This window comes from Metabacillus indicus LMG 22858 (genome assembly GCF_000708755.2).
Lineage (GTDB): Bacteria > Bacillota > Bacilli > Bacillales > Bacillaceae > Bacillus_P > Bacillus_P indicus.
The window spans coordinates 535,374-561,763 of record NZ_JGVU02000001.1 but is presented as its reverse complement, the minus strand read 5'-3'; the positions used below and the strand labels follow the sequence as shown (position 1 = coordinate 561,763).

Genomic DNA, 26,390 nt, shown 5'->3' with positions numbered 1-26,390 from the left:
TTTGCCTTTTGCCCTTATTTTATCTATATAAAAGGATGTGATTCCATGCTTCTCCTGTTTGAGATTTTCCTAGCCTGTCTTCTCGCCTGGACCATACTTAATTCACTTTTCATGCCGTCTTTAAAAAAAGGTTCGACAGGTGCGGCACCTTTAGTATCAATCTTGATTCCCCTCCGCAATGAGGAAAAAAATGCAGAAGATCTTGCCGCATCCCTTAAAAACCTTTCCTATCCAAACCTTGAAATCATCATGCTTGATGATCAGTCTACAGACCGGACAAAAGAAATCCTGACTAATGCAGCAAGGAATGACAGCCGGTTTAAAATTGTGACAGGTTCAGACCTGCCTGATGGTTGGGCAGGCAAAGTGTTTGCCTGCCACCAGCTCAGCAGCATGGCATCAGGCGACTATTATTTATTTCTTGATGCAGATGTTCGCGTACATAAACATACGATCGAACGTTCTCTCGCCTTAATGAAACAAAAAAAAGCAAACATGCTTTCCGGTTTTCCCCGCTTTCCGGTTAAAACAATTCTGGAAAAATGGCTTGTGCCCATGCAGCATCTCTTAATCTATTTTCATCTTCCCCTTTACCTTGCCAATTACACAACTATGGCAGCTGCATCCGCTGCACACGGAGCCTTTATCATGTTTGAAAAAAACGCATACCGCAAGTTCGGGGGACATAAGGCGGTTAAAGACGCCATAGTAGATGATGTGGCTCTTGCAAAAATCACGAAACAAAACGGATATCGCGCGGTCCTTGCGAATGTCACGGAGTATGTCACCTGTTATATGTATGACAGCAATAAAGCTGTTTGGGAAGGGTTCAAAAAAAACATTTTTCCGGGGTTTGGGCGATCAATTTTAATTGTTATTCTCTTTTCGCTGTTTTACGGATTGGTCTACCTGTTTCCTTTTTTTCTAGCACTCTATGGAATTACAGAACTGATTCAGGGGAAAATGAACCTGCATTTTTTTGTCCCCTACTTGCTTATCGTACTGCAAAAAGCATACATCGACTTACGCAGCAGGCAGACACTGGCTTTGTCCCCTGCCATTCCATTTTCGGCTGCAGCCTTCCTGCTACTCCTTTATGCGTCCATGTTTGCTTCTGTCAAAAAAACCGGCTATACCTGGAAAGGAAGAACCTATGATTAAAAAGGCATTCTTCCGCACTTTTGCACATTCCCAAGGTTTACCTCTCTGTGATAAGGGAATGTAACAAGTAACTTTACCAGGAGGTGCAAGAAACATGTCAAATCATCAAGTAAAAGACGAGTCAATTCAAACCGAAAAGATTGAGAACAAGCTGGATTCTATGAACAACGAAAAAATGGACGCGATCCTAAGAGACTTTGAAGAGTTTAAATCGTACTTAGGCGACAAAGTGGAAGCCGGGAAACGTCTCGGACTAAGTGATGAGATGCTGGCCAAAGGCGCAGAAAAAGTGGCCGGTTACCTTGCCAATAACGTAGAACCTAAAAACAGCGAAGAATATCTTCTCCACCAGCTTTGGAAAGTCGGAAATGATGAAGAAAGACATTATCTTGCGCACATGCTGGTCAAACTGGCCAACGAAACGAATTAACAGAAACAGAAAACATCCATCCAGGAAGCCTGGATGGATGTTTTCTATTTTAATGAAGAAAGATCCTTTTTTACATCCGTCAGTAAAGCATTTCCTTCATCAGATACGATTACTTTTGCATACTTCGCCGAGCGTTCAAGCTCAAGACCGGTACCTTCTTCCACAAAAAACGATTCTATGCCGAAATGCACGCTGTCATAGCCGTTGTATTTCCCGGTGAGATAGACGGTGTCCTGTTCAGGCTCTCCCATGTCGGCCGCCCTTCCAATGACAGGCTTTCCTTCCGGTCTGAAAACCCCAGTACTGTCCTTCTTCACCTTAACAGTGACAACCGTGCCGCTTTTCATGGTTTCATCCCCTTCAAAACGGCCGGCTTCATATCTAAGCTGAACATAATCCCCCTGCAGCACAGATCTCGGATCCAGCGGTTCGAGCTCAAGAATGACAGACGTTCCTTCTTTTAAGGCAGTCTCATTGGCAACAGACTGATATCCCGTAAATCCCAGCTGAAGAAGAACTACTGCTGCAATCATCGCCCATCTCTTTTTTGAAAATGCAGATTCCCCTGCTCTCTTTTCCCGGTCAAAGTAACGGGCAGCTGCAAACAGCACGATGCCAATAATCAGGAAAGTGACCGATTTATGAAGAAGCTTCCAGGCAAAATCGTAATATAAGCCTGTCAAAAACAGAATGAAAAACACCCAGGCTGCATTTCTCTTAAACACTTCCTCCTTTTGCTGATAAATGACCAGTGCCGCAAGATTCAGTCCAAAATACAAAATCTGATAGACAAGTGTTTCCCGCCAGTCCGTCCCCCAGAACGCTGCAGGATACAACAGCAGAAACCCATATGCCAGAAACACACTGTCAAGCTTTCGCAGAGGCTTGAACGGAATCAGCAAAAGGGCAAATTGGATGAGTGACACAGCTGCAAGAATCACTCTGAAATGATCCGTCCACTCAAAATGCACGGAAAACAGGTTAAGCAATAAAGCGAGCACGAATGAATATGCGAGAAATTGAAGGAAACCTTCTCTTTCAATCAGGAGGATGACTGCTCCCGCTATTAGAAAAAGATAAACAGCCGCTGTATCCATGATGGTGATGACCCCAAGAGCCGATAAAAATCCTGTAATGAAAAGCGTATACCTTGCTGCAGGATTTACTGTTTTCAGCACTGCAGCCAAAATCAGAAACACCATACTCACGATTGCCAAAGCATATGAGGACTCAAATATAAGGTAAAGCAAGCCCGCCAAGCTTGATGACAGTAAAATGGAAGATGTTAACGTGATGATGACAATCAGAATATTTTTAGACACTTTAAACGCTGCCGAATCACTTGATGCCTGTTTAGCTGCTTTTACTGCTGCAAAAATCCCGGCACCTAAAAAGATAAGAGCCAGAAGAATGGTGAAAAAGTAAAAGCTGAGTCCTCCAAGCTGATCTGACAGTCGTATGCTCATCTCGATATATTTTGACAGAACATAGATGCCGGCCATTGTGAAGCCAATAAACGTCAGGCCCTGATGCCCCGCTTTTTTCATGAAAGAAAAATAGCTCAACAAAAGAACGGCAAGGAACATGACATTCATCCAGAGACTGTAGGTTTCAAATACATAGTAAAATGACATGATGATCAAAAAGAGGTGAACGACAGCAAACGCACAATATTCAAGCACCTTCAGACCCAGTGACCTTGCAAGAAAAAAGACAAGGCCATTCAGCACCACGATGCCCAGATAAATGAGGAGCTGCTCAAATTCCGTCCGGTAAAGAAAGATGCTTGACGGATAGAGATAAAACCAGTAAGAAAGCATAAACAGCACGTAGGATAGTATGGCAAAAGGCTGATAGCGGGTAATAACAGCAAGCAGCAGGGATGGAATCAGCCATATGACAAAAAGGAGATAGCTGTCTGCATGTGAATTGTAAATTTGCCCGATCAGAGCGACGGCAGCCCCAAAGGACACTGCCCCGCCAACCAGCAGCCATCTAGTCAAATCCGGTCTCTTCATCCATTTTCCAAAAAGAAAGCTTCCTCCATAAAACAGAATCATAATACCTGCTGCAAGGGCGGTCTTTTCCGTTCGTTCAAAGCCTCCCCAGTTTGATGCAAAGAAAAAGATGATGCCTGAGAGGATAAAAATAATTGAAGCTGCATAGCCAAGCGGGATCGTTTTTTTCATCTTACATGCCCCTTCCTTTGTACACGTTTCACAGAAAAGCAATCATTTGTGTTCGTGGTGTAATATTACACTATTTTCTATATTGTGTAAATACAACAAATGATTATTTATTTGTCATCAACATACATACTCTTTAACTAGTTTATCATCATTTTAAAACCTCATCATAGAATCTGGTGTAAAAAAGGAGATTGCGCATTGAAAGCGAATACATTTTAGTGCACACAAGAACTAAAATTGGAGGGAAACGAATGAAAGCAGTCATTTCACTGTCGAACAGGCTTATGCAGCGCTACTTGCCCGACCCGTATTTATTCGTCATTATTCTAACTCTTGCCGTTTTCTTCCTTGGTCTTATCTTTACGCCGTCCACCCCTCTTCAAATGGTGGAATTCTGGGGAGGAGGATTTTGGGGACTGCTCAGTTTTGCCATGCAGATGGTGCTCGTTCTTGTAACAGGCCACGTTCTCGCAAGCAGCCCCCTCTTTAAAAAGGGACTCAGCGCAATGGCTTCCGCGGCTAGAACACCCGGTCAGGCCATCGTCTATGTAACGGCAGTATCGATGATCGCAAGCTTTATCAACTGGGGTTTCGGCCTTGTCATCGGAGCACTTTTTGCTAAGGAGCTAGCTAAAAAGGTAACAAATGTTGACTACCGTCTTTTGATAGCAAGCGCATACAGCGGATTTGTTATTTGGCATGGAGGAATTTCAGGCTCTGTTCCGCTGACGATTGCAACAGAAGGGCATTTTGCACAGGATCTGATTGGACTGATTCCGACATCCGAAACCATTTTTGCCCCGTTCAACCTGATCATTGTTGCCGTATTGTTTATCGCACTCCCGCTTGTTAACAGATTGATGATGCCGGGAAAAGAGGAGACGATATCAATTGATCCTGCTCTTTTGAATGAGACAGGCGCTGAAGCTGCTTCGCTCGAGTTTGCCTCTCACACTCCGGCTGAAAAGGCTGAAAACAGCAAAATCATCTCAATGGTCATTGGCATAATGGGCCTGATCTACCTTATTTCTTATTTTATGAAGAATGGATTTCTGCTGAACCTGGATGTAGTAAATTTCATGTTTTTATTTTTGGGCATCTTGTTCCACGGCACTCCGAGGAATTTCCTGAATGCTGTGGCAGAAGCCATTAAAGGCACTTCTGGAATCATCATTCAGTTTCCGTTTTATGCAGGCATTATGGGGATGATGGTCACATCCGGACTCGCTGCGGTCATTTCAGAAGGCTTCGTCTCCATTTCAAATCAGCAGACATTCCCGGTTCTTGCATTCTGGAGTGCGGGACTTGTTAATATCTTTGTCCCATCCGGCGGCGGACAATGGGCGGTACAGGCACCCGTTATGATTGAAGCTGCCAAAGCACTCGATGTATCCATGCCAAAGACCGCGATGGCCGTTGCCTGGGGTGATGCATGGACGAATATGATTCAGCCGTTCTGGGCGCTTCCTGCTCTTGCCATAGCAGGTTTAAAAGCAAAAGACATTATGGGCTACTGCGTTTTTGTGCTCCTTATCAGCGGTGTCATCATTTCACTTGGATTTTTCTTTCTCTAGGGGATCGATTGTTTAAAGATGGATGCACATTTTTCACAGCACATGTTTTTATGTATAATGAATGGTGGAGTATGTTCTTACCCAGTTAAGGAGATGTTCGCATTGCTGAAATGGATGAAACGCAGAATAGTCCTGCTATTATGTCTTGCCGGTTTTGCTTCGCCATTTATCTTTATTCAATTAACAGATTGGTTTTATTACAGCTCGCTCATTGGCTGGATTCTTGGCTTTATCTGCATTTCATCCGCTTACGTCATCGTAAGCAGACGGCCGGATGAAGAACCGGCCGGAGAACAGTAATTTTCCGCAAAAAAACGGACGAAAATAATTCGTCCGTTTTTTCATGCCTTCAAAAGGCGGAGACCATTTAATATAACAAGGATTGTGCTGCCTTCATGTCCTATGACGCCAAGGGGCAAATCAAGGATTTGAAGAAAATTTGAACAAATAAGCAGGGCGATGACAGACATGGAGAAGACGATGTTCTGCTTCACGATCCGGTCCATTTTTTTAGAAAGCTCAATCGCTTTTTTCAGCTTTGTCAGGTCATTTTTCATCAGAACGACATCTGCTGTTTCAAGTGCCACATCCGTGCCTTCCCCCATTGCAATGCCGACATTAGCCGCTGCAAGGGCTGGGGCATCATTAATGCCGTCGCCGATCATGGCGGTCTGTCCGTATGTTTTTCCGAGGTTTTTCACTTCAAACACCTTATCATCAGGCAGACATTCCGCCACATACTGATCCACATTTGCAGCTTCAGCAATTGATTTTGCCGTAGATTCATTATCTCCTGTAAGCATAACGGTATGGATTCCTGCTTCTTTTAGTTCCCGTATAGCCGATACAGCGTCATGTCTTAAGCCATCCTGAAGACAAAGTACGGCTGCAAGAGTCTCCTCATTTTTTACATAAACGACTGTTTTCCCTTCTTGTGCCTTTTTCAGTCCAAATTCAGTCAGCTTGTTTTGCGGTTCATTCTGGTCAGGCTTTCCGATACTCCATGTACCGCCTTTCCATACAGCGCTCACACCAAACCCTGATTGCTCCTGAACTTCAGCCATACCAGTCTCTACATGAGGATATTCTTTTTCAACATGCTTGACAATCGCTTTTGCCAGGGGATGATTTGACTGTTTTTCAATTGAAGCTGCTGCAGACAGAACATCTGTCTCATTCATCTCTTTTAGGATCATCACGTCTGTTACTTGCGGTTCTCCCTTTGTCAAAGTCCCTGTCTTATCAAAAGCGATGACCTTCAATTTGCTCAAGCGCTCTAAATGAACGCCCCCTTTGAAGAGGAGTCCGTTTCTGGCTCCATTGGAAATGGCAGACAGTGTTGCGGGTGTAATGGATGCAACAAGAGCACATGGCGACGCAACGACCATCAGGACCATGGCGCGGTAAAAGCTTTCGCTGAAGCTCCAGTCAAGCAGGTAATGAGGCACAAACATCATGAGGGCAACTGCCGCAAGAACACCTTTTACATACGTGCCTTCAAATCGTTCAATAAAAAGCTGGGATGGTGACTTCTCAGACTGTGCGGATTGCACAAGCTCAATAATTTTCTTGAAAAGTGTTTCATCGCTGTTTTTTGTAACAGCTACTGTGATGGAACCGCTCAAGTTAACGGTTCCTGCATAGACGGTATCCTCCGTCTTTTTCTCGACCGGAATGGATTCACCGGTTATCGCTGCCTGATCGATGCTTGTTGTTCCTGAGACCACTTCCCCGTCTGTTGCAATCCGCTCACCAGGTCTGACAACAATTCTGTCTCCTACTTTGAGTTCTGACACATGCACTCGTATTTCTCTTCCGTCTTTCAGCAGTGACGCTTCTTCCGGCTGAAGTTCCATGAGTGCAGAAAGTTCTCTTTCACTTTTGTTCATTGTAAACGTTTCGAGTGCACCGCTCAGCGCAAAGATAAAAATTAAAATGGCTCCCTCTACCCAATAGCCGATAAGTGCTGATCCGATGGCTGCAAAAACCATCAGAAGTTCAACATTCAGCTTGCGGTCTTCAATCGTTTCTTCAATGCCTTCTTTCGCTTTTGCATACCCTCCTATAATGAATGCCGATATAAACAGGGCAGCTGTAAATGGGGTGTCTCCCTGCTGTGTCTGCAGGAGCCATCCGCAAAGGATCAGCAATCCCGATAGAAGTGCCGCTATAAGTTCGCCGTTTTCTTTTATTCTATTAATCACTGATTTCCCGCCATGTTCAATCGCATTTTCATTTAAGCTCATTGTAAGCCTCCTTAATTGAGAATCATAATCATCATCATTCTCTGTATAAAACACAAATGCTGCCCTCAGAGCAGCAACAGTAACCTATATATAAAGGTTTTGAACTAGTGTATGTTCTATTATAGCAAAATGTCACCGAAACTCAACTAAAAATTATTATTATTTCTATTTAATAATTATTATCATTTGAATCGTATTCCCACCGGAAATGAATTAAGGCAAATTGTTCCGATAACCGGTCTTTTTTTTAAAAAAACTTCACTTTGGAAAAGGATTCCAGTAAAACGTGGAGAAAAAAGGAAGAAAGGAGGCGGGATAATGGTATGATTCAAGGAAAAAATGTCCTTCTCAGAAGGCTGAACCATGATGATATCCCTATATTATGGGAGTTTATATACGGTGAAAAAGATCCAGAGTGGAAGAAATGGGACGCTCCCTATTTCCCTGTCGGCTTTATGACAAGAAGAGATTTTGAAAAGGAGAAAAAAAGAGAAGCAAAAGATTTGTATTCAAATAAAATGTATATTGAAGTAAACGGACGCCTGATTGGAATGGTGACATACTACTGGGAGCATCAGCCTTCTAACTGGCTTGAGGTCGGGATCGTCATTTACGAGCCGTCCGACTGGCACAGGGGAGCAGGCACAGAGGCCTTAAAGCTCTGGGTCCGGCATTTATTTGAAAAATACAAGCTCATAAGGATTGGCTTATCCACTTGGTCGGGAAATACAAGAATGATCAGGGTGGCAGAAAAAACAGGCATGCGGCAAGAAGGCAGGATCAGGAAGTGCCGATATTACAATGGCGTTTATTATGATGCCATTAAGATGGGCATGCTGCGCGAAGAATGGCTGTCATTTTCATTGAAAAATGTATAATACCTCTTCATGATTCCCAAAATAGATAGTGGTTTCTATCTATTTTCTTGGCGAGGTGAACGCTTGATGGCATTAGTTGTTGTTTGCAGAAGCTGCAGCGGGTCAGGCAAGGTGAAGATCCATTCTGTTCTTCCCTTATCCCGGACATGCCGTTCATGCAGCGGATCAGGTAAACTTCAGGAATTCACATACAAAAGCTGAACAGCAAAAAAAGGAAGCAGTTTGCTTCCTTTTTCCATTCTACTTTAAATTGACCAGCACATTCCATACAAAACATAACAAACCCGCGACAACTGCAAAGGAACCGGCGATGGTCAGGAAAAGCAGGCTGCTGTTTCCCGATACAGCAAACACCAGGCCGATCATCATTAATGGCAGGCCGATGTTGTGCAGCCAAAAATGAGACTTCGCAAGAAAGTGGTCCGTCAGCTCAGGAAATAAATAATACAGAATACCCGCAATGGTCAGCGTCGTCCAACCGAGAAGATTCACGTGTGCATGAACCGGCGCAAGCACATAATCATGGGCCATGGACATGTACAAACCGAGAAACAGCCCGGCAGCCAGGTACAGCACTGAAATTTTAATGGTTTTGATTCCCATATTAAAACCTCCTGCCTGGAGTTACTTCTTCCTAACTTTACGCACCTTTTTCCTCTTTAGAAATTGTCCTTTTCAATTTTTACATGAACATGCCCACAAACACAGCTGTGATGAAGCTTGCAAGTGTCCCGCCGATAATTGCCTTGAATCCGAGCTTTGAAACGAGCGGGCGTTTTGAAGGTTCGAGCGAGCCCAGTCCGACAATCAGCTGTCCAATTGAAGAAAGATTGGCAAAGTTGCATAGCGCTATTGACAGGATGGCTGTTGTTTTAGGCGAAAGCTCCTCCATCGACTTGCTTAAATCCATAAAGGCGACAAATTCATTGACTGACAGCTTTGTTCCAATAATGGAAGCCGCTTTAAATGCATCATCAAACGGAACGCCAATCATCAGGGCAAGCGGATAAAATACGTACCCGAAAATTTCGGACAGGTTCGTTCCAAGAAGTCCAAGTCCCCCGTTGACAAGGGCAAGAATACTGATAAAAGCAATCAGCAGTCCCCCGATATTAAGTGCTAGCGACACTCCGCTCACTGCACCTTCTGCAATGGCCTCAAATACGTTGGCATGCTTCGTTTTTTCCATCATCACATTGTCATTTGTTTTTGAAACTTCTGTCTCAGGTTCAAGAAGTTTGGCTGTTATCAAAGAAACAAACGGAACGCTGAAAACCGAAATCAGCAAATACTTCATCTCAATGCCCATTAACGAATATCCGACAAGAATGGCTCCGCTGGCAGATGCGGTTCCGCCTACCATGACGGCAAACAGCTCCGAACGGGTCAGATCCTTCAAGTAAGGACGGACAAGAAGCGGCGCTTCGACAAGGCCAAGAAATGAGTTGCCGACAGCGCTGAACGTCTCAACCTTTGTTGTCCCAAGCAGTCTGCCGATTGAAAGGCCGATGATTCTTACGACAAAAGGAATAATTCTCATATAATAAAGTGCGGATATAAGGGCAGAAATAAAAATGATCACTGCAAGAACATTAATGGCAAAAACAAAGGTAATGTTCGTTTCTTCCCCGTAGAATCCTCCGAATACAAATTGAATTCCCTCAGAGCTGAAATCAATCATTTTCTGAACGCCTAAAGCTGCTTTTTCAAGGATAAAGGCCCCTGCCTCTACTTTAAGGACAAACAGGATAAAAACAGTCTGAAGCAATAGTCCGATGCCGATCGTTTTCCAGTTAATGCTTTTGCGGCTGCTGCTGAGGAGCCAGCCAAGAAACAGAATGCCTGCAAGTGATAGTATTCCATATAAAATGCTCAAGTTGTATGCCCCCATTTTTCGTAATCAACAGCCGTTTTCCTTAGCGAATCATTTCGGCGGTCGGATGTCTGACCTCTTTACCAAAAAAAAAGAGACCGCAGTTCATCTCTCTACAAAGAAAGCTTGAACAATGGCCTCAATAAATGGACGATCCGTTCTTACTTTCCCTATAGTCCGGCAATTTAAGGCTGCCAGGTAGAAACTTATGGACCATATCTCCATGATTATATAAGGAAAACGTATGAAGTTATTTCTGTATTTTACGTTGGACACAGGACTTTTTCAACCCGCTCCGTTATTTGCAGACTAGAAAGTTTATTTCGAATCATCGGTAAACATTGTCTCTTCTTTTTGTCAGCCACACGGTAATGCCTATTTTCTCGCAGATTGTAAAATAGTGCATGAACGTCAGGAGCACAATGCCCGTGTTCATGCCGAGTATGATGCCGGTCATATGAAGCGACTCTCTCGAACCGAGGAAAAACATCATCGCAAACGAAACGATATGCGACCAGAGCGTATGATAAAAAGCATCTTTTACAAGCCCGAGACCTATTAAATAAGCCTGCATGGGGATGACGAAGAAGTGAAACAGGAAATACGGCCAGAGCAGTTTCAAATAAAAGGCTGCCTGATCAGATGAAAAGAAAAGACTTGTCAGGGGCTCAGCAAACAGATAAATAATGAAAACCGCCGGAACCCCGTAAAGCATAGTAAAGGACATGGACTGCTGCAGAAGATTGCGCAATGTTTTCGTATCCTTTTGAGCATAAGCATCCGAAACAGTCGGTATAAGCATGATCATAAGAGAATGGGCAATAAATGCCGGAAAAAAACCAATCGACATCGCAACGCCAGTCAGCATGCCGAAATGCTCTGTTGCGGCTGCTGCCCCGAATCCGGCGGCCACAAGGGCTGTCTGAATCAGAAAAGGCTGGATGGCATTTGTTATCGCATGAAAAATTCTCAAGCCTGTTGTCGGCAGGGAGACAGAAAGCAGTTTTTTCCGGGCTTCTGTTCCTGTAATTGGAGTAAAGCTCCCCCGCCTGAGTGCATGCATGTGAATCATGAACATGCTTGTCAGGTAGAGAAAGACAATCAATTCGCTGCCTATAAAAGCACACAGAGCAATCAGAAGCGCCTGCTGGCTAAAGTTAAATACAGAGAAAACGCAAAGCAGAACGGTGAACTGGACGGCTTTTCTCAGAAAATTGGACACCGCGATCTTCCCCATCTGCTGCACACCCATAAAGTATCCCCGGGCAATGGATGAAAATGAGGCAATCGGGATGAGGCCGATAAACAGCCATTTGACTGCGGGATGAAAGCCATCCAGCAGCGGTGTGGCCGTAAAGAGGATATAAGTCCCTGCCAATACGGTGAATGTGACGGCAGCCGTCATTTTCAGGGCATGCTGCAGCATGCTGTAGTGAAGGACTTTCTTATTTTCTGCTATGTATTTTGAAATTGAAATGGGAAGCTCAAGACTTGCCAGAACAATCACCAAAAAGATAACAGGCAAAATGGACATATACCTTCCCATGCCCTCTTCTCCAAGCTCCCTCGCAAGAATCATATTGACGAAGAATTCGATGCATTCACTGAAAAAGGCTGCGACGATTAATAACAATGTTCCTTTAAAAAAAGAATTCATGCTGCTCCCCCCTGCTAACAGGATATGAGACAAGGCATGAAATTATTTTAGTATTTAGGGCGCTTACTCGATCACGCCTGTTTCTGTGATGGTGACAGATGGCTTAATTTTCACGGAAAGCTCAGGGTAGGTCTCTTTCCAGTCTTTTTGAGTAAATCCTCTTACTTTGCTTTTGATAATATCGTGCAATCCTAATGGATCGACATTCTGTTCTTTAAATTGCTCAATAAGCTCAAGCGACTCTTCAGCAACCACCTTCTCAAACGCTTTTTCCATCTGGTTTTTAATTTTTGGCGTAATCATTTTGCCGGTATACTGCTGGACAAAGCCGTTAATTTTTACATCTATCGTAATCTTTGAAGGGTCAGCTTTATCAAGCTTCACTTTCCTGTCTGAAGAAATCGTTTTAATAGCTACCTGGTTCTTGTCCGGAAGCTTTAAAGCATAGGATCCCTCTGTAAATTTATCAGCAATCAGTTTAAAGAAGAACAATTTTTCATTAGGAATTTCACCGATCATTTTGTCTTCTTTAAACAGGGCGAGGCCATCAATTTCAACAGAACCTGCTTCATTTTTCTTTAATATCGGCAAGTACGGATCGGAGTCATTTGAATACAGATCATACAGAAAAATATGAAGATTTGTTTTGGGGACATCCCGATTTTCAATGTTATGCTTAATCAAATTTGAAATATAAGGTGCCGCTCCTCTGTTTCCAAACTCCGACTTCATGATTTCATTTGCATTCTCCCTGCCGACAGTGAGATAAACCCTTGAGCCTACGCTGGCATCCCTTTGAAGCGTGTCCACAAGATTTGTAATCCCCTTTTTTGCAACCTCTTCTGAATATATGACGACCGATATCTTCCCGAGCACAAGCGGATCAGATGATTTCCGCTGGAGATGGGTCAGAATGTCTTTGCTCACTTCTGTAGAGGACGTATCCTCAATAATCTCGCTTTCGACGGGGGCATCCTGTGTGTAAACAGGAATAATGACCGTGCCTTTCATCCTGTCTGAGCTCTCCATGTCATACCCGACGACTGTAATAATGTTCACATCATCAAGAATTTCTTTTTCAAGGCAGCCTGTCAAAAACAGCGGAATAAGAACTATCAGCCATTTACGCTTTTCCACTTTTTTTGCCCCCTTTTTTTAGTTTCCTGTATATAAGAGTGCATAAATAAAGCATTGGAATATAGGCTATAAAAACGTAAAATCCGACTTCCCCCAGAAATGAATTCAGCGTATTGATCTGCTCACGGCTATTCATGAAGTTGATCCCGGCATAGGTGACAGCAAGAACGATAAGGATCGTGTATTTTTGCTTAATTTTAATCAGCTGCTTCATTCCCCTGCTTGCGCACCAAAGCGTGAGACAGACATTTGGAAGAATGACAAGATTCCAGTTTGCGATGCCTATATACTCAAATCTCTCTACAAACGGCATTTCAACGATTTTCCAGATTGTAAGGGTTGCCCACACATTTTTCTGCAGCTGTTCTTCACTGAAGTAAATAATGCTGAACAGCATGATGATCAAATAGAGAAGGGTTGTTACTGCTATACCTATATGAGCCCACTTTTTTGATTTTTCGGGGTTTTTTATAAACGGATAGTACATGAACAGCGCTTCGAATCCAATAACAGTCAGAGACATGTTTTTTGTGCTTTTTAATAAATCTGTTAATGAGTGGTCAAATATCGGCATCAGATTGTTAAAATTCGCAAATTTAAGTGTGAAAAGATAGGTCAGAATTAAATAACTGGGAAGAACGACCCCAAAAAAAGCGATGCCGGCCACCACCCTGAATCCGCCGCTTAATATGTAATAAGCGAGGACGAGAAAGAGGAAGCTGTAGAGCCAGACATTTAAGTCTGGAAACATCCACACCTGGATGACTTCAATAAACGTTCTTAGTACATTGGTGGCAAGACAGGTAAAGTAAATGATGACCACAGCATTAAGAGCATTTCCTATCCATTTCCCAAAAAGCTTTTTCTGCACATCAAGAATGTTGCCTTCTTGATCTTTAAGTATCTGATAGATCAAGAACACTGCGATATGGACTGCAAGCCCTGATCCTAGGACAGCAATCCATGCGTCGTGCCCGGAATCAAGAGAAATAAAGCGCTGAAACCCGAGTACACCTACACCGAATTGCAGGGCGTGTATCAGGTAGAAAACCATATAGGGCGAAACCTGATAGCGTTCGGCAATTTTTTTCAAGTCCGGGACACCTCCTTTGTGCAGTCTACTCGTCAATGTCGTGTTTCTGTTTTGCCTGTTTCGATGAGAATTTGTCCGGTTCTTTCGTTCTGAGAGCAAGCGGTCTTTTGCTTAATGTTGAAAATGGAAACCTGATGATCGCATCCTTCAAATCCCTTGCTCTTGCAGGGAAAATCGGCACCAGGAACGGACGGCCGAGCGATGTAAGCCTGAGAAGATGGGCCGCCAGAAAACAAAAGCACAATACAATGCCCAAAAGCCCGTATACCTGCGCAAAAAGTAAAAACGGAAACCTTAGAAGCCGGATTGTATTGCCCATTTTATAAACAGGTGTTGTAAAAGAAGCGAGGGCTGCCAGGGCAACGATAATAAGCAGGACATTACTTGTAAGACCCGCTTCAACAGAAGCCGTCCCGATAACGATCCCGCCCACGATGCCGATTGTCTGGCCGACTTTCGTAGGGAGCCTTGCCCCTGCTTCCCTCAATAGTTCAATTGTCAGCTCGAGAAAGAGAGCTTCCAATATAGGAGGCAGCGGAATTTCTCTCCTGGATGTTACTAGTGTGCTGAGCAAATCTTTTGGAATCAGTTCATAATGAAAAGTCAGAGTTGCTACATATACCGGTGTAACCAATATGGAGAAGGCAACCGCAAAAACTCTTATAAGCCTGAAGAAGGATGAAAGCACCCAGTTTAAATAATAATCTTCAAAGGATGAGAAAAATTCGATAAGCGTCGTCGGTCCAATCAGAACCTGAGGAGATCCGTCGACAACTACAGCTACCTTCCCTTCAGCGAGTACGGCTGCAACCCGGTCAGGCCTTTCAGAATCAAGCACCTGCGGAAACGGCGAGTTATGGTTGTCAGATATGAACTGCGCCACATATCCGCTGTCGCCAATCTGATCATAATGGATGTTTTTCAGTCTTTGTATAATCGTGTTGACGTTTTCTTCATCTGCAATATTATCAATATAAAGAACCGCTGTTTTGGTTTTTGACAAGTCACCTATCTGCAGTTCTTTAACACGCAGCTGCGGCACCTGTATCCGTTTGCGGATAAGATTTATATTAAACTCGAGCGCCTCGACAAAGGCTTCCTTTGGCCCTACTACACTGAACTCCACTTCAGGGAGAGAAATATCCCTTGCTTTATTCAGGGTTGATCTAAGAAGCGCACAGGGCGTCCCGTATTCTGTCATGGAAATAATGACATACCCTTCAAGCAGCTTTTCTGATATAACATCTGTATCGATCGTTATGATGACTTCTTCTATTGGCACAATCTCTTTGAGCTGAAGCAGACTCGTCCATTTTTCCTTAAGCAGCGGCCCTAATATACTTTCATGCAAAAGTGTCGGATCCACTACTGTCCTAATGTAGGAAATCCAGAATTTCAGCTCTTTTGCATCGTGCTCAAATTGAACAAAATCAGATGACGATTTAAAGCAGGTGATCAGTTCAGCCATCGATTGTTTTGGTTTTCCGTTTTCCTTCATCATCTCGTTCATTTGTCTCACCACGTTTCATGCTCATTCTTTCCCTTATATTTCCTCCCCCGGCAGGATTTATTCGAATGAGCAAAAAAACTCCTTTCCGCTTAGGAAAGGAGTGAAGAAAATTTATTTTGCAAAGACATGGTCACCAATTGTAAGCGTAATTTCTCTTGAACGGATCCAGTCACTTTCGGCCGTGACAGGATTGTAGAAGTAGACAGCTTCATTGTCCATTCCCTGATAAGCGAGCGCTTCCTGAACAGCTTCTTTTGATTCTTCATCTGCCGGCTCGTTAATTGCACCGTTTTCTACAGGAGAGAATGCATAAATGCCTGATACCTTCTGATAGATAACATCTGTGATAGAGTCCGGGAAACGCTCATCTTCTACCCGGTTTAAAACGACCGTTGCAACTGCCACTTTGCCTGCATATGGTTCACCTTTTGCTTCAGCATGAACAATGCGTTCAAGCAGATCCTTCTCTTTATCTGAAATTGATTGAGGAATCTGAAGCTCTTCCCCAACGTATAATAAATGTCCGCTTTTATGATTTAAAGACTCAATATCTTTAACAGAAACTCCGTGTTTTTTTCCAATCAGCCAAAGTGTATCGCCGTGCTGCACTTTATGGCCTTCTGCAGCCTGTGCCTTTTCGAAGCCGAATAGGGATACAGTCATCGCTGAAATTAAAGTAAAGAACGCTAATTTTTTCATATGATGTAGACCTCCAGTTGTATAGCATCCAAATTTGCCGGATGAACATTTTAATCTGTGAAGCACATATATAAGCCTAACAGGTTTATTTACGCTCTTCATTGCCAAAAAACTGGAAATACATCCAATCCGGTTCCACACCAAAGAAATTAGGGCATTTCCCCTTTAATGGTCATGCCATTCTCCTCATTCCCCGCACATCACAGAGGAATCCGGTTCACATCCGTCTCTGTTCTTGCATGATTTCGCCGGTATCGGCATTTTACCGGACGGCAGCCATTTCCTATGATGAAGATACCGCGGAATACCCTTGAGAGAGCGCTCCCTTCAGAAATGGATGCACCATGGACGATTTCACGTTTTCAGAACTTGAGAAACAATATAAGCCAATGATTTACCACAATATTAAAAAGCTGTGCATTACCCGTAACCATGATGAATTTTATCAGGCAGGCCTTATTGCCATTTGGAAAGCTTCAAAAACATATGATCCGGAAAAGGGATCATTTGAAACGTACCTTTATACAAGTATTAAAGGCTCTATGCTGAATGAAATGAATAAGCAAAATAAAAACAAGGATTTGACCGAATCAGATTTGATGGAACACATGATGATTTCCGATGATCCATCAACTTTAAAGGATATGGAAGCCATGATCTTGGCGAACTGCGACATCCTCACCAAACATCAGCAGATCTGGATGATATCCTATTGCCTGAAGGAAAAAACAATCAGTGAAATTGCCGCAAGTGAAAATACCACTCCCGCAAGTGTCAAATCATGGAGAAGAGGCGCAGTTAAGAAGCTCAGATCTCTGAGTGCTGAAGAATGGAAAGAGAGATTTTGGGTTCAGCCAAAATAAGCAAAAAAAAGCCGTCTTGCGCGACGGCTTTTTCAGCTTCTTGGGGTCTCGAGATATTTGTATACAACATTTCCGCCCTGCTGGGCAATACCGCGGAAATGCTTGAAATCGTCCCGTTTAACAAGAACTTCGCGAAAAGGGAGAAATGAATCCTTTTGTACATGATATTCATTCATTTCCCCGCTCTTCAGCGAGTCAAGTACTTCATTTGCGAGCTGCTTATCCATAAGAACCTGATTCCTCCTGTTCGTTTATCATTGCAAGTTTACTAAGGAGGAGGGCGCTTGTCCAGCGCCTTTATGCATACACTTTTGACAGAGCTTCATCTATCTCCGTTTCCCCTGAGAGGATTTCAAATGTCTTATTTTTAAGTTCATCTTTTGTAAGGGCTGCAATAAGGACAGCCGCCACATCTTCTCTTGGAATGCTTCTTCCTTCATTTTGATTAATTTTATCCGCAGCTTCGATTTTGCCTGTGCCGCGTTCGTCCGTAAGTGCGCCGGGCCTTACGATTGTATAGGACAAATCTGAACCTCGCAGGTACTCATCCGCTATGGCTTTTGCCATGAAATACTGCTCCATATCTGATGGTCCTGCCGTCGGGTTGTCTGTCCCCATCGAACTGAGCATGACAAAATGTTTGATTCCATGCTTTTTAGCTTCATCAATCAGGTTTTTGGCTCCTTCCTGATCAACTGAAATTGTTTTATCAGGTCCTGTTTTTGACCCTGAGCCCGCTGCAAAAATAATCGCATCGGCAAGATGTACGGCGTGCGAAACGTCACCTTCAAGGTCACCGACAACCGTTTGGGCCCCAAGCTTTTCAAGCTCCGGCTCCTGTTTCGGATCGCGCACCATGGCAATCGCCCGATGCTCGCCCTCTTTTGCAATTTGTTCTATTAAAAGTCTTCCTGTTGTTCCATTTGCTCCAGCTATAAGTACATTCATTCCAACCAACACCTTTATAAGTAGTATGCTTGTACTTTTCCCGGGTATAGGGAGGTTTAAACAATGAAACTGTTCAGACTAGAACGTGATGGGGTTTGAGCCAGTCCGTCAGCTGTTCGAACTGCTTTTCGGCATCCTTTATTCCCTGATTGTAAAGTCTTTCTAGCTTGAGAGGATTTCGCTCGATTCTGTCCACTTCAAGCTTTTGCGATGGCCTAATTACAAATACGTTCCCTTTTTGCTCTTGTTCTTCAATATAATCAAGTGTGCTGTTGTATTTTTCGTAGCGGGCGAGCATCGCATCTGCAAGGAGCGGGTACTGTTTAAATGAACGTCTGACCATCCATTCCATGCTGCTTTTTTTCTTCCGGTAATCTGCATTTCTCGTAAGGATGACCACATTCCTCACATTTCCGTCCTCTTCAGACTTTTTAACCGGAATGGAATCGGCAATTCCTCCGTCAAGCAGCTTTCTGCCCCCGTACTCAATCATGGGAGCGATAAACGGAAGGGAGCTTGATGCCCGGAGCAGCGTCAGAATGTCCATTCCGGCGTCTTTTTTATCATAATAGACAGCTTCTCCCGTCACACAATCCGTTGTTCCTACTATAAATGTCTGATTGCTTTTTAAGAAAGCATCATAATGAAAAGGCACGAGCTTATTGGGGATTTCATCGAATATAAAATCCATTCCAAACAGCTGCTTATGTCTGATATAATTTCCGAGCGATAAATAGCGGGGGTGGCTGACATACTCGATGTTTACTGTTTTGTTTCTTCCCCTTTGCCTGGAGACGTAAGAAGCGCCCATACATGCCCCGGCAGAAACTCCAATGACATAAGGAAAATATAATTCTTTTTCCATAAAATATTCAAGCACGCCTGCGGTGTAAACACCGCGCATGCCTCCCCCTTCTAGGACAAGTCCTGATGAAACCACGTTGATCCGCCTCTTTCCATGCTGATTTTATACTACTATAACATGTTCGGCACTTGCTGTTCATCCAATCTGCCTGCCTGTTTTTTCGAAATTCTTGCACAATTTTGCCTGAAAGCCTTTACTTACCTGTAAAAATAATGTTAAATAGTCCTAATGGGGGATCTGTATAGAGAAGGAGAGAGGAAATGAAAATCGCTAAAGTAGGCAATGTGATTGAATTCAGAGACGGTTTACGCGGAATCGTAGAGAAAGTTAATGAAAATTCAGTGATTGTAGACTTGACGTATATGGAGAATTTCCGTGATTTGGATCTTGAAAGACGTACGGTCGTCAATCATAAAAATTATAAAATCGTGAAAGAACAACTGCACTAAGAAATGCGGAAGCGCCTTGCTCAGCTCCGAAGGACAGAAAAGGATCCGGCGTAAAAAGCCGGGGTTGCTTTTTACGCCGGATCCGTTCTGGCCGAGGAGTTAGGCGCTGGAGCTTTACAACAGCACAAAAATGATATACTATCTTTTCTCTTTAAAATTTGCAGCCTGGAAGAATTTTTTCTTTCAGGCTGTTTTTTATGCTTGAGCTCATGAGGAAGCTCTTTTTAACCAATACTACTCTGTAACGACTAAATGAGGTGACCGCCATGGATTTCCGTTTGCTGACACTGGAAGACACTGAACAGTACAGAAGTTTGCGTCTGCAGGCACTGGAGGAGCTGCCGTTTCATTTTGCCTCTGCCTATGAAATTGAAAAGAAAAAATCAATTGAAGAACTGATGGATGAAATCAGGCCATCCGGCTCTCAATTCATTGCAGGGGCGTTTTCCGGCAGGGAGCTTACCGGCATAACCGCGTTCAAGCAGGAGCCTCTTCATAAAATGAAACACAGAGGACAGATCCTGAGCATGTACATATCCCCTTCTGCCAGAGGAAACGGCGCGGGAAAAAGCCTGCTAACGTATCTTTTGGACCGCATAAAAGAAAACCCTGCTATTGAAAAAGCAGACCTTGCAGTGGGAGCTGAAAATAAAGGGGCCATCGCCTTATACAGGTCTCTCGGCTTTGTCCAGTACGGAGAGTATGCGAATGCTTTAAAGGTAGACGGAGAATACGTTGATGAGCTTTATATGACACTGGCGTTAAAAACAGAAAAAATCCGCTGAAAGACAGCGGATTTTTTTATGTACAATTATTGATACACTTTAATCTTTACCGTTTTTCTTCCCCAGTTAACAGCACTGCTTTGACTGGCGATGAAAACATCGATTTTATTTCCGTCTATTGCTCCTCCGATATCAGCGGCAATTGCTTTTCCGTAGCCTTCAACTTCGACTGTTGAACCGATTGGTATAACGTTTGGGTCTACGGCAATCACTTTTGCTTCCGGATACTTGTTCAGATCAACACCCATTTTCGTCACGCCTGAACATCCTTCACACGATGCTGTATATGCTGTACTCGTAACAGAGAGCTCTTTAACTGTTCCGGAAACACCGCATGATCTCTGCTTCAGTTTTGCAAAGGTTTTCGGTCCGGCGATTCCATCGCTTCCAAGACCGTAGTTCTGCTGGAAGCTTGCCACTGCATTTTTGGTTCCGTTTCCATACATGCCGTCAGCAATGCCTGAGTAAAAACCCCATTCCTTCAGTAAGAGCTGAAGATCTGTAACCGGTTTTCCCATATCGCCGTAGCGAAGCACTTTTATTTTCTGCAGCGTTTGCGGGCCGGCAATTCCGTCCACTTTGATTCTGCTTTTCTCCTGAAAATCTTTTACCGCTTCTCTAGTTATCGGGCCAAAGTAGCCTGTTTCCTCAAAATAAGGATAAACACTCTTTGATAAAAGATGCTCCTGAAGTTCTTTCACATCTGAATGGCTCATTCCTTCTGCAAGGGTTCTGTCACCAAGTGCAGCTTCCCCGCTCAGCGGAAACATGACACTGACGCCAAGTACTGATGCTCCAATTAATCCCATAAGCTTTTTCCTCATTGTGTTCCTCCTCGAAAAGTGATTATACATAACACTATTCGACAAAAACCTGGAATTACAGGTGCAATGAGGTAAAAACAAAGCATTTGAACTAGAAAAATGGCAATGATTAGTGCCTATTTCGACAAATGTCTCATAAGTGTCTAAGGTACCGTTCAGGTGCGTTCAGAAAATCTCTTGTCATCTTCACATGCTCCAGTTCATCGTAGGAAACACTTAAAACCGGGTACTCATCAAGCGAGTAAAGAATGGCACCGGGAAATGCCATTAATATCGGCGAATGCGTGGCAATAACAAATTGAGAGCCCTCATCCGTCATATCCTTCAGCATACTGATGAAGCTCAGCTGCTTCATAGGAGAAAGCGGCCCTTCAGGCTCATCCAGAAGATAAAAGCCATTCGGCCGGAATCTGGACTGAAAAAAAGATAAAAATCTCTCACCGTGGGACCTGTTATCAAGTCCCCTTCCATATAAGGACTGAATTTCCGCCATCGCTTTTTTGTGAGGTGACGCAGCAAGCTGACGCGCGAGAATGGATTTCCCCCGGTATTCCTCCTCCACTTCTTCAACCCTTTTCTCTGCTTCAGCTCTCATTCTGGACACATTCCGCGCATATGTCAGAAAATCATCTGCTTTCAAATAGAAGCCTTTTTTCGTTTTTGCTCTCCAGGTAATCTTAAGGTGGTTAGTGAATGCTCTGATTTCAGCATTCATATCCTGTTCCTCCTCAGAAGCAATCCTGATGAGGCCCGCATGCTGGGCAATCGACTCAAGCAGTGTGGATTTACCCGTGCCGTTCTCTCCCGCAAGGATAGTGACCGGTGCTTCAAAGGATAATTCAAAAGATTCTTTAAAGAGAGGAAGATGATAAGGATATCCCCCGTTTTGATGACCCGCAGTATAATGTACTCTTTTTAAATGGACCAGCTGCAATCCCCTCCCGCTCATGCTTTCTTTCATTATACGATAACGGTTTTCTTATTGTCTAAGAGGGAATGATAACGGTATCATTTTCATATAAAAGGAGGCGGTCCCCCATGTGCGGAAGATACACGCTCTTTGCTGAATACGCAGAACTTGTAGAACGGTTTCAGATTGGCGCAGCCATAGAGGAAGATCAATACGTCATAAGCTACAACATTGCCCCCTCGCAGCATGTTGCAGCCGTTATTAACGACGGAAAGCAAAACAGAATGGGCTACTTGCGGTGGGGTCTTATCCCGCCGTGGGCAAAAGATGAAAAAATCGGCTATAAAACCATTAACGCACGAGCCGAAACGCTATCTGAGAAACCAAGCTTCAGAAATGCCTTTATGAAAAAAAGATGCATCATTCCTGCAGACTCATTTTATGAATGGAAGCGTGAAGAAGGGACAAAAACCCCAATGAGGATAAAGCTGAAATCAGGTGCGCCATTCGCAATGGCAGGGCTGTGGGAATCCTGGAAGTCGAAAGAGGGCAAAGTCGTCCACTCATGCTCTGTTATCACAACAGAGCCAAACAGGCTAATGAGCACAATCCACGACAGAATGCCTGTGATCCTTAAAGAAGAGGACGAATCAAGCTGGCTGAACCCGAAGCATACTGATCCGGACTATTTAAGACAGTTTTTAAAACCTTTTGACGAAGCTCAAATGGAGGCTTTTGAAGTCTCTTCTGAGGTGAATTCAGTTAAAAATAATGGGCCGCATCTGATTCAGGAGATTTGCTGAGGTTTGCATACTTCTTTAAATAAGCAAAAAACCAGTTCCTGAGACAGGAACTGGTTTTAATGGTAAAAATAGAAGCCACAATTGCCGTAAGTCACGTAAGAAAGTTTTAAACCACCACTTCTCAAAGTGGGTGTTTGCAGCAGCCTTCCTGTCTTCCTCTGCAAATGGAGGCATGACATTCCGGGTGCGATGTAAAACTCCCTATTACAGCTTAAAGGTTAAAACTTAATTATCATTACGCACAATGCAGCTTGTAGTAGTATATTACATCATGACAGCCGATTGGTCAACCGGCAAGTTTTTTTCGGGGCAATGCGCATATAAAAAATACAAGACTGCCATGTCGCGCAATGCAAATCCGGGTTATAATAGAAGTGTGCACGTAATTCTTCTGCATGGGATGGTGATTCGCATGAAAAACCGTGATAAGCGCCTGAAGCGCAAACGCGACATGATCAAGGATTACATTAAAAGCAGGCTGAAAAATTTAAAGCCAAAGGCAAACAAGTCACCCGTTTCAAACCACCAGACAAATAAGCCATAAATCAGCAAGTCCCCCGCCCGCAAAACGGGCGGATTTTTATTTACCCTATAAAAATGCGCAAAAAAAACAGCCTCTTTAAAAGAGACTGTTTTTATATGTCAGCTTAACAATTAAGCTTTTTGAACGTTAGTTGCTTGAGGTCCGCGTTGACCTTGCTCTACGTCAAAAGTAACTGCTTGGCCTTCGTCTAAAGTTTTGAAACCTTCGCCTTGAATAGCTGAGAAATGAACGAATACGTCTTCTCCGCCTTCGCGCTCGATGAATCCGAAACCTTTTTCTGCGTTAAACCATTTTACTGTACCTTGTTCCATTGTTGTTGCCTCCTCGTATGCTTTAGCATACTTTGTATTACTATCCTTGCTCTTGTGATAACAAAAGGCGAAAAGTTGTAAACTTTGTCTTTCCTTGCGTACCGAACAAAAATAATTCTTTTAAACCATACCATGTATGAAAATAAAAAGCAAATTTTCTCGGTAATTTTTTTTATCGGTTATCAATTTTCTCCGGATACATATCGTGGTTCATCATGCGGTGCTCCGCCATTTTCTCGTACTTTGTCCCTGGTTTTCCATAGTTTGTGTACGGGTCGATGGAAATACCGCCGCGCGGTGTAAACTTGCCCCAGACCTCAATATAGCGCGGATCCATAAGTTCAATCAGATCATTCATAATGATATTCATGCAGTCTTCATGGAAATCTCCGTGATTTCTGAAGCTGAACAAATAAAGTTTCAGTGATTTACTTTCCACCATTTTCCTGTCAGGAATGTAACTGATGTAAATGGTCGCGAAATCAGGCTGTCCTGTTTTCGGGCAAAGACTTGTAAACTCCGGGCAGTTGAACTTTACAAAGTAATCACGGTTCACATGCTTATTATCAAATGACTCAAGGATCTCAGGGCTGTACTCAAACAAATAGTTTGTCCCCTGATTTCCGAGCAAAGTTACATCTGTCAGTTCTGAATCTATTCTTCCAGCCATTTTATACGTCCTTTCTATGTTAAACTCCCCTTTTATTTCCCCATACGAGCGTATGGAGCTGAGGCAGAATACGGGCACTGTTAAGCTCTTTTTCTTTTGCTGACCGTTCAATCAGCCATTCGTATCTGGACAGCAGATGTCCAATCAGCTTGTCGTCGCTAGTTTCCTGCACAAGATCATTGCCTACTTGAATGTAGAATGGAAGCTCTGGATACGTGATGTGCACTTTTTTAGCAAATTCAAGGTCTGCTTCATCAAAAACGACCACTTTAAGACTCGCATGACCAAGCCTGTTTTCTATGTCCAGATAATCGATGATTTCCTTCAGTTTATCGAAATCCGTGCTCATTCCCGAGCTTGGAGGTTTAGGTGAAATGGTCAAATCATCAATTTTGGAAAACCATGGCTGAAGACGGCTGCCCTGCGTTTCGATGGCAACCTTTATCTCCTTCTCATGCAGCAGGTCAACCAGCTCTGATAAGTGAACGAGCAAAGCCGGGTTCCCGCCGGAAATCGTAACATGGGAAAAAAGATCTCCTCCCAGTTCAGACAGCTCGTTCCAGATTTGTTCTGCAGTGAGCTGCCTGATGTCATCTTTAGCTGAACCATCCCATGTGAAAGCAGAATCACACCAGCTGCAGGAATAATCGCATCCCGCCGTTCTGACAAACATCGTCTTCTGGCCGATGACCATGCCTTCTCCCTGGATAGTCGGGCCGAAAATCTCCAAAACCGGAAACTTCTTCATCCTTTTTTCACCAGCTTTGGACGATACATGACGTAGCTTGTCGGGGTTTCACGGACAAATACTCCAACACATTTCGGTTTGTGGGAAAGACTGTCCAAATGCTGCTGAATCATTTCGCAGATTGTTCGCGCTACCACTTCTGTCGTAGGGAATTTATTTGGATCTTCATCATTAAAAACGTCATGTTCATTTAAGATGGTATGATCAAAACGGTCATGCACAAGCTGCTTGATATGGGCAAAATTTATGAGAAATCCTGATTCGTCAAGCTCGTCTCCTGCTACCGTTACATTGATAAAGTACGTGTGGCCATGAAGGCGCCGGCATTTGCCCGCTTCTTCTTTAGGCACATAGTGTGCTGCTGACAGCTGCATATCTTTGTTAAGTTCAAACGTATAGGGATGCAGTGTCTGCGGATACATTTGCTGGATCATGAAGCCTCTCCCCCTTTGGCTGAAATATACTCGTCAAGCCCTTTTTTACGGAGGCGGCAGGCTGGACATTCTCCGCACCCGTCTGCGATAATACCGTTGTAGCATGTAAGTGTTTTATCCCTTACATATTCAAGGGCTGAAAGCTCATCTGCAAGCTTCCATGTTTCGGCCTTATCAATCCACATAAGCGGAGTATGGATGACAAACTGATCATCCATGGCCAGATTGATTGTTACATTGCATGACTTTACAAATACATCACGGCAATCTGGATATCCGCTGAAATCCGTTTCACATACCCCTGTCACAATATGCTTTGCGCCAATTTGTTTGGCAAGCACTGAAGCAAATGTTAAAAAGAGAAGGTTTCTTCCCGGCACAAAAGTAGACGGAAGCTCTCCTTCCTTATGTTCAATGGCGATATCATCTCTTGTAAGAGCATTTGGAGCCAGCTGGTTTAACAGAGACATATCAAGCAGATGATGGCGCACATCAAGCTCTTTTGCGATTTGTTCGGCCACATCAATTTCCAGTTTATGACGCTGGTTGTAATTGAAGGTTACGGCCTCCACTTCTTTAAATTGCTTCTTCGCCCAGAACAGGCAAGTTGTGCTGTCCTGTCCTCCGCTGAAGACAACAAGCGCTTTTTCATTTTTCATTATATTTTGCCTCCTCATAGTAGAAGAGAGCATTCTTTCACAACCCGATTCCTAAAAATCGGCATAAGAAAAGACACCCTGAGTGTTCAGAAGTGCCCAGCATGTAAGTCCTCAACTAAAAAACAGCAGA

Annotated in this window: 29 protein-coding genes, 1 other RNA gene and 1 riboswitch; of the genes, 10 read left to right on the top strand and 20 right to left on the bottom strand. The window is 43.5% G+C overall.

What is annotated here, in order from left to right; genetic code table 11:
• The first annotated feature begins 45 nt into the window (after positions 1–45).
• Both AZ46_RS02720 and AZ46_RS02715 read left to right on the top strand, forming a co-directional pair.
• Positions 46–1,161 carry a glycosyltransferase family 2 protein gene (locus AZ46_RS02720; RefSeq protein WP_029281685.1) on the top strand — a complete coding sequence of 372 codons (1,116 nt, stop codon included), beginning with the start codon at positions 46–48 and terminating at the stop codon, positions 1,159–1,161.
• 94 nt (positions 1,162–1,255) lie between these two features.
• Positions 1,256–1,591: a DUF3243 domain-containing protein gene (locus tag AZ46_RS02715; protein WP_029281687.1), complete on the top strand. Its 336-nt coding sequence runs from the start codon at positions 1,256–1,258 to the stop codon at positions 1,589–1,591.
• 44 nt (positions 1,592–1,635) lie between these two features.
• Here AZ46_RS02715 and AZ46_RS02710 read toward each other — a convergent pair whose 3' ends face one another.
• Positions 1,636–3,780 carry a GDYXXLXY domain-containing protein gene (locus AZ46_RS02710; protein WP_029281689.1) on the bottom strand — a complete coding sequence of 715 codons (2,145 nt, stop codon included), beginning with the start codon at positions 3,778–3,780 and terminating at the stop codon, positions 1,636–1,638.
• A gap of 251 nt (positions 3,781–4,031) precedes the next feature.
• Between AZ46_RS02710 and AZ46_RS02705 the strand changes: the two genes are divergently transcribed.
• The gene (locus tag AZ46_RS02705; RefSeq protein ID WP_029281691.1) at positions 4,032–5,354 is read left to right on the top strand and encodes a short-chain fatty acid transporter; all 1,323 of its coding nucleotides are present in this window, start codon (positions 4,032–4,034) and stop codon (positions 5,352–5,354) included.
• 102 nt (positions 5,355–5,456) lie between these two features.
• A complete protein-coding gene (locus AZ46_RS02700) occupies positions 5,457–5,654 on the top strand; it encodes a hypothetical protein (RefSeq protein WP_051827047.1) in 198 nt (65 codons plus the stop codon).
• A gap of 41 nt (positions 5,655–5,695) precedes the next feature.
• On the opposite strand, the gene AZ46_RS02695 is transcribed toward AZ46_RS02700, so the two are convergent.
• Positions 5,696–7,600 (bottom strand): heavy metal translocating P-type ATPase, encoded by a 1,905-nt coding sequence (locus AZ46_RS02695; RefSeq protein ID WP_035318989.1) that lies wholly within the window; start codon positions 7,598–7,600, stop codon positions 5,696–5,698.
• Positions 7,601–7,923: 323 nt separating this feature from the next.
• On the opposite strand from AZ46_RS02695, the gene AZ46_RS02690 reads away from it, so the two are divergent.
• Entirely contained in the window at positions 7,924–8,478 is a 555-nt protein-coding gene (locus tag AZ46_RS02690; RefSeq protein ID WP_029281696.1) for a GNAT family N-acetyltransferase, read from the top strand.
• Positions 8,479–8,718: 240 nt separating this feature from the next.
• Here AZ46_RS02690 and AZ46_RS02685 read toward each other — a convergent pair whose 3' ends face one another.
• The 7 genes from AZ46_RS02685 to AZ46_RS02655 all read right to left on the bottom strand — a co-directional run bounded on the left by AZ46_RS02685 (position 8,719) and on the right by AZ46_RS02655 (position 16,447).
• Complete coding sequence (locus tag AZ46_RS02685; protein WP_029281698.1) at positions 8,719–9,081, bottom strand: hypothetical protein; 363 nt, start codon at positions 9,079–9,081, stop codon at positions 8,719–8,721.
• Positions 9,082–9,160: 79 nt separating this feature from the next.
• Complete coding sequence (locus tag AZ46_RS02680) at positions 9,161–10,354, bottom strand: NupC/NupG family nucleoside CNT transporter (protein ID WP_029281699.1); 1,194 nt, start codon at positions 10,352–10,354, stop codon at positions 9,161–9,163.
• Positions 10,355–10,504: 150 nt separating this feature from the next.
• A riboswitch (purine riboswitch) is annotated at positions 10,505–10,606 on the bottom strand.
• Positions 10,607–10,679: 73 nt separating this feature from the next.
• The gene (locus AZ46_RS02675; protein ID WP_029281701.1) at positions 10,680–12,008 is read right to left on the bottom strand and encodes a polysaccharide biosynthesis protein; all 1,329 of its coding nucleotides are present in this window, start codon (positions 12,006–12,008) and stop codon (positions 10,680–10,682) included.
• Positions 12,009–12,071: 63 nt separating this feature from the next.
• The gene (locus AZ46_RS02670) at positions 12,072–13,145 is read right to left on the bottom strand and encodes a Ger(x)C family spore germination protein (RefSeq protein ID WP_029281703.1); all 1,074 of its coding nucleotides are present in this window, start codon (positions 13,143–13,145) and stop codon (positions 12,072–12,074) included.
• Complete coding sequence (locus AZ46_RS02665; RefSeq protein ID WP_029281705.1) at positions 13,132–14,238, bottom strand: GerAB/ArcD/ProY family transporter; 1,107 nt, start codon at positions 14,236–14,238, stop codon at positions 13,132–13,134. The genes AZ46_RS02670 and AZ46_RS02665 overlap by 14 nt, the downstream gene beginning before the upstream one ends.
• A gap of 25 nt (positions 14,239–14,263) precedes the next feature.
• Positions 14,264–15,739: a spore germination protein gene (locus AZ46_RS02660; RefSeq protein WP_051865179.1), complete on the bottom strand. Its 1,476-nt coding sequence runs from the start codon at positions 15,737–15,739 to the stop codon at positions 14,264–14,266.
• Positions 15,740–15,859: 120 nt separating this feature from the next.
• On the bottom strand, positions 15,860–16,447 hold the full coding sequence (locus AZ46_RS02655) for a cell wall hydrolase (RefSeq protein WP_029281709.1): 588 nt from the start codon (positions 16,445–16,447) through the stop codon (positions 15,860–15,862).
• A 344-nt stretch (positions 16,448–16,791) separates the two neighbouring features.
• Between AZ46_RS02655 and AZ46_RS02650 the strand changes: the two genes are divergently transcribed.
• Positions 16,792–17,310 carry a sigma-70 family RNA polymerase sigma factor gene (locus tag AZ46_RS02650; protein ID WP_051865124.1) on the top strand — a complete coding sequence of 173 codons (519 nt, stop codon included), beginning with the start codon at positions 16,792–16,794 and terminating at the stop codon, positions 17,308–17,310.
• 32 nt (positions 17,311–17,342) lie between these two features.
• On the opposite strand, the gene AZ46_RS02645 is transcribed toward AZ46_RS02650, so the two are convergent.
• The 3 genes from AZ46_RS02645 to AZ46_RS02635 form a co-directional block, all read right to left on the bottom strand.
• Positions 17,343–17,537, bottom strand: coding sequence for a hypothetical protein (locus AZ46_RS02645; protein ID WP_029281712.1), 195 nt, complete (start codon positions 17,535–17,537; stop codon positions 17,343–17,345).
• Between the two features lie 70 nt (positions 17,538–17,607).
• Positions 17,608–18,258, bottom strand: a complete 651-nt coding sequence (locus AZ46_RS02640; RefSeq protein WP_029281714.1) for an SDR family oxidoreductase — start codon at positions 18,256–18,258, stop codon at positions 17,608–17,610.
• A gap of 73 nt (positions 18,259–18,331) precedes the next feature.
• Positions 18,332–19,198: a patatin-like phospholipase family protein gene (locus AZ46_RS02635; protein ID WP_029281716.1), complete on the bottom strand. Its 867-nt coding sequence runs from the start codon at positions 19,196–19,198 to the stop codon at positions 18,332–18,334.
• A 185-nt stretch (positions 19,199–19,383) separates the two neighbouring features.
• Between AZ46_RS02635 and AZ46_RS02630 the strand changes: the two genes are divergently transcribed.
• Positions 19,384–19,572 (top strand): YkvS family protein, encoded by a 189-nt coding sequence (locus tag AZ46_RS02630; protein ID WP_029281718.1) that lies wholly within the window; start codon positions 19,384–19,386, stop codon positions 19,570–19,572.
• Positions 19,573–19,838: 266 nt separating this feature from the next.
• A complete protein-coding gene (locus AZ46_RS02625) occupies positions 19,839–20,357 on the top strand; it encodes a GNAT family N-acetyltransferase (protein WP_029281720.1) in 519 nt (172 codons plus the stop codon).
• Positions 20,358–20,383: 26 nt separating this feature from the next.
• Here the strand turns inward: AZ46_RS02625 and AZ46_RS22485 are convergent, their stop codons facing one another.
• Together AZ46_RS22485 and AZ46_RS02615 are read right to left on the bottom strand one after the other, a co-directional pair.
• Complete coding sequence (locus AZ46_RS22485; RefSeq protein ID WP_029281721.1) at positions 20,384–21,181, bottom strand: peptidoglycan-binding protein; 798 nt, start codon at positions 21,179–21,181, stop codon at positions 20,384–20,386.
• Between the two features lie 133 nt (positions 21,182–21,314).
• The gene (locus AZ46_RS02615; RefSeq protein WP_235728194.1) at positions 21,315–22,115 is read right to left on the bottom strand and encodes an AAA family ATPase; all 801 of its coding nucleotides are present in this window, start codon (positions 22,113–22,115) and stop codon (positions 21,315–21,317) included.
• Between the two features lie 104 nt (positions 22,116–22,219).
• Between AZ46_RS02615 and AZ46_RS02610 the strand changes: the two genes are divergently transcribed.
• Positions 22,220–22,894 (top strand): SOS response-associated peptidase, encoded by a 675-nt coding sequence (locus AZ46_RS02610; RefSeq protein ID WP_029281725.1) that lies wholly within the window; start codon positions 22,220–22,222, stop codon positions 22,892–22,894.
• Positions 22,895–22,962: 68 nt separating this feature from the next.
• Here the strand turns inward: AZ46_RS02610 and ssrS are convergent.
• Positions 22,963–23,150: non-coding RNA, 6S RNA (ssrS, locus tag AZ46_RS21370), on the bottom strand.
• A 156-nt stretch (positions 23,151–23,306) separates the two neighbouring features.
• Between ssrS and AZ46_RS22420 the strand changes: the two genes are divergently transcribed.
• Positions 23,307–23,438 carry a hypothetical protein gene (locus tag AZ46_RS22420; protein WP_267881634.1) on the top strand — a complete coding sequence of 44 codons (132 nt, stop codon included), beginning with the start codon at positions 23,307–23,309 and terminating at the stop codon, positions 23,436–23,438.
• Between the two features lie 110 nt (positions 23,439–23,548).
• Here AZ46_RS22420 and AZ46_RS02605 read toward each other — a convergent pair whose 3' ends face one another.
• The 5 genes from AZ46_RS02605 to queC form a co-directional block, all read right to left on the bottom strand.
• Positions 23,549–23,749: a cold-shock protein gene (locus tag AZ46_RS02605; protein WP_029281727.1), complete on the bottom strand. Its 201-nt coding sequence runs from the start codon at positions 23,747–23,749 to the stop codon at positions 23,549–23,551.
• A gap of 172 nt (positions 23,750–23,921) precedes the next feature.
• Positions 23,922–24,419 (bottom strand): preQ(1) synthase, encoded by a 498-nt coding sequence (gene queF / locus AZ46_RS02600; protein ID WP_029281729.1) that lies wholly within the window; start codon positions 24,417–24,419, stop codon positions 23,922–23,924.
• Positions 24,420–24,438: 19 nt separating this feature from the next.
• Positions 24,439–25,167, bottom strand: coding sequence for a 7-carboxy-7-deazaguanine synthase QueE (gene queE, locus AZ46_RS02595; RefSeq protein ID WP_029281731.1), 729 nt, complete (start codon positions 25,165–25,167; stop codon positions 24,439–24,441).
• A complete protein-coding gene (gene queD, locus AZ46_RS02590) occupies positions 25,164–25,601 on the bottom strand; it encodes a 6-carboxytetrahydropterin synthase QueD (protein WP_029281732.1) in 438 nt (145 codons plus the stop codon). Before queD ends, queE begins: the two co-directional genes overlap by 4 nt.
• Positions 25,598–26,278 (bottom strand): 7-cyano-7-deazaguanine synthase QueC, encoded by a 681-nt coding sequence (gene queC / locus AZ46_RS02585; RefSeq protein WP_139015483.1) that lies wholly within the window; start codon positions 26,276–26,278, stop codon positions 25,598–25,600. Before queC ends, queD begins: the two co-directional genes overlap by 4 nt.
• Positions 26,279–26,390 lie beyond the last annotated feature (112 nt).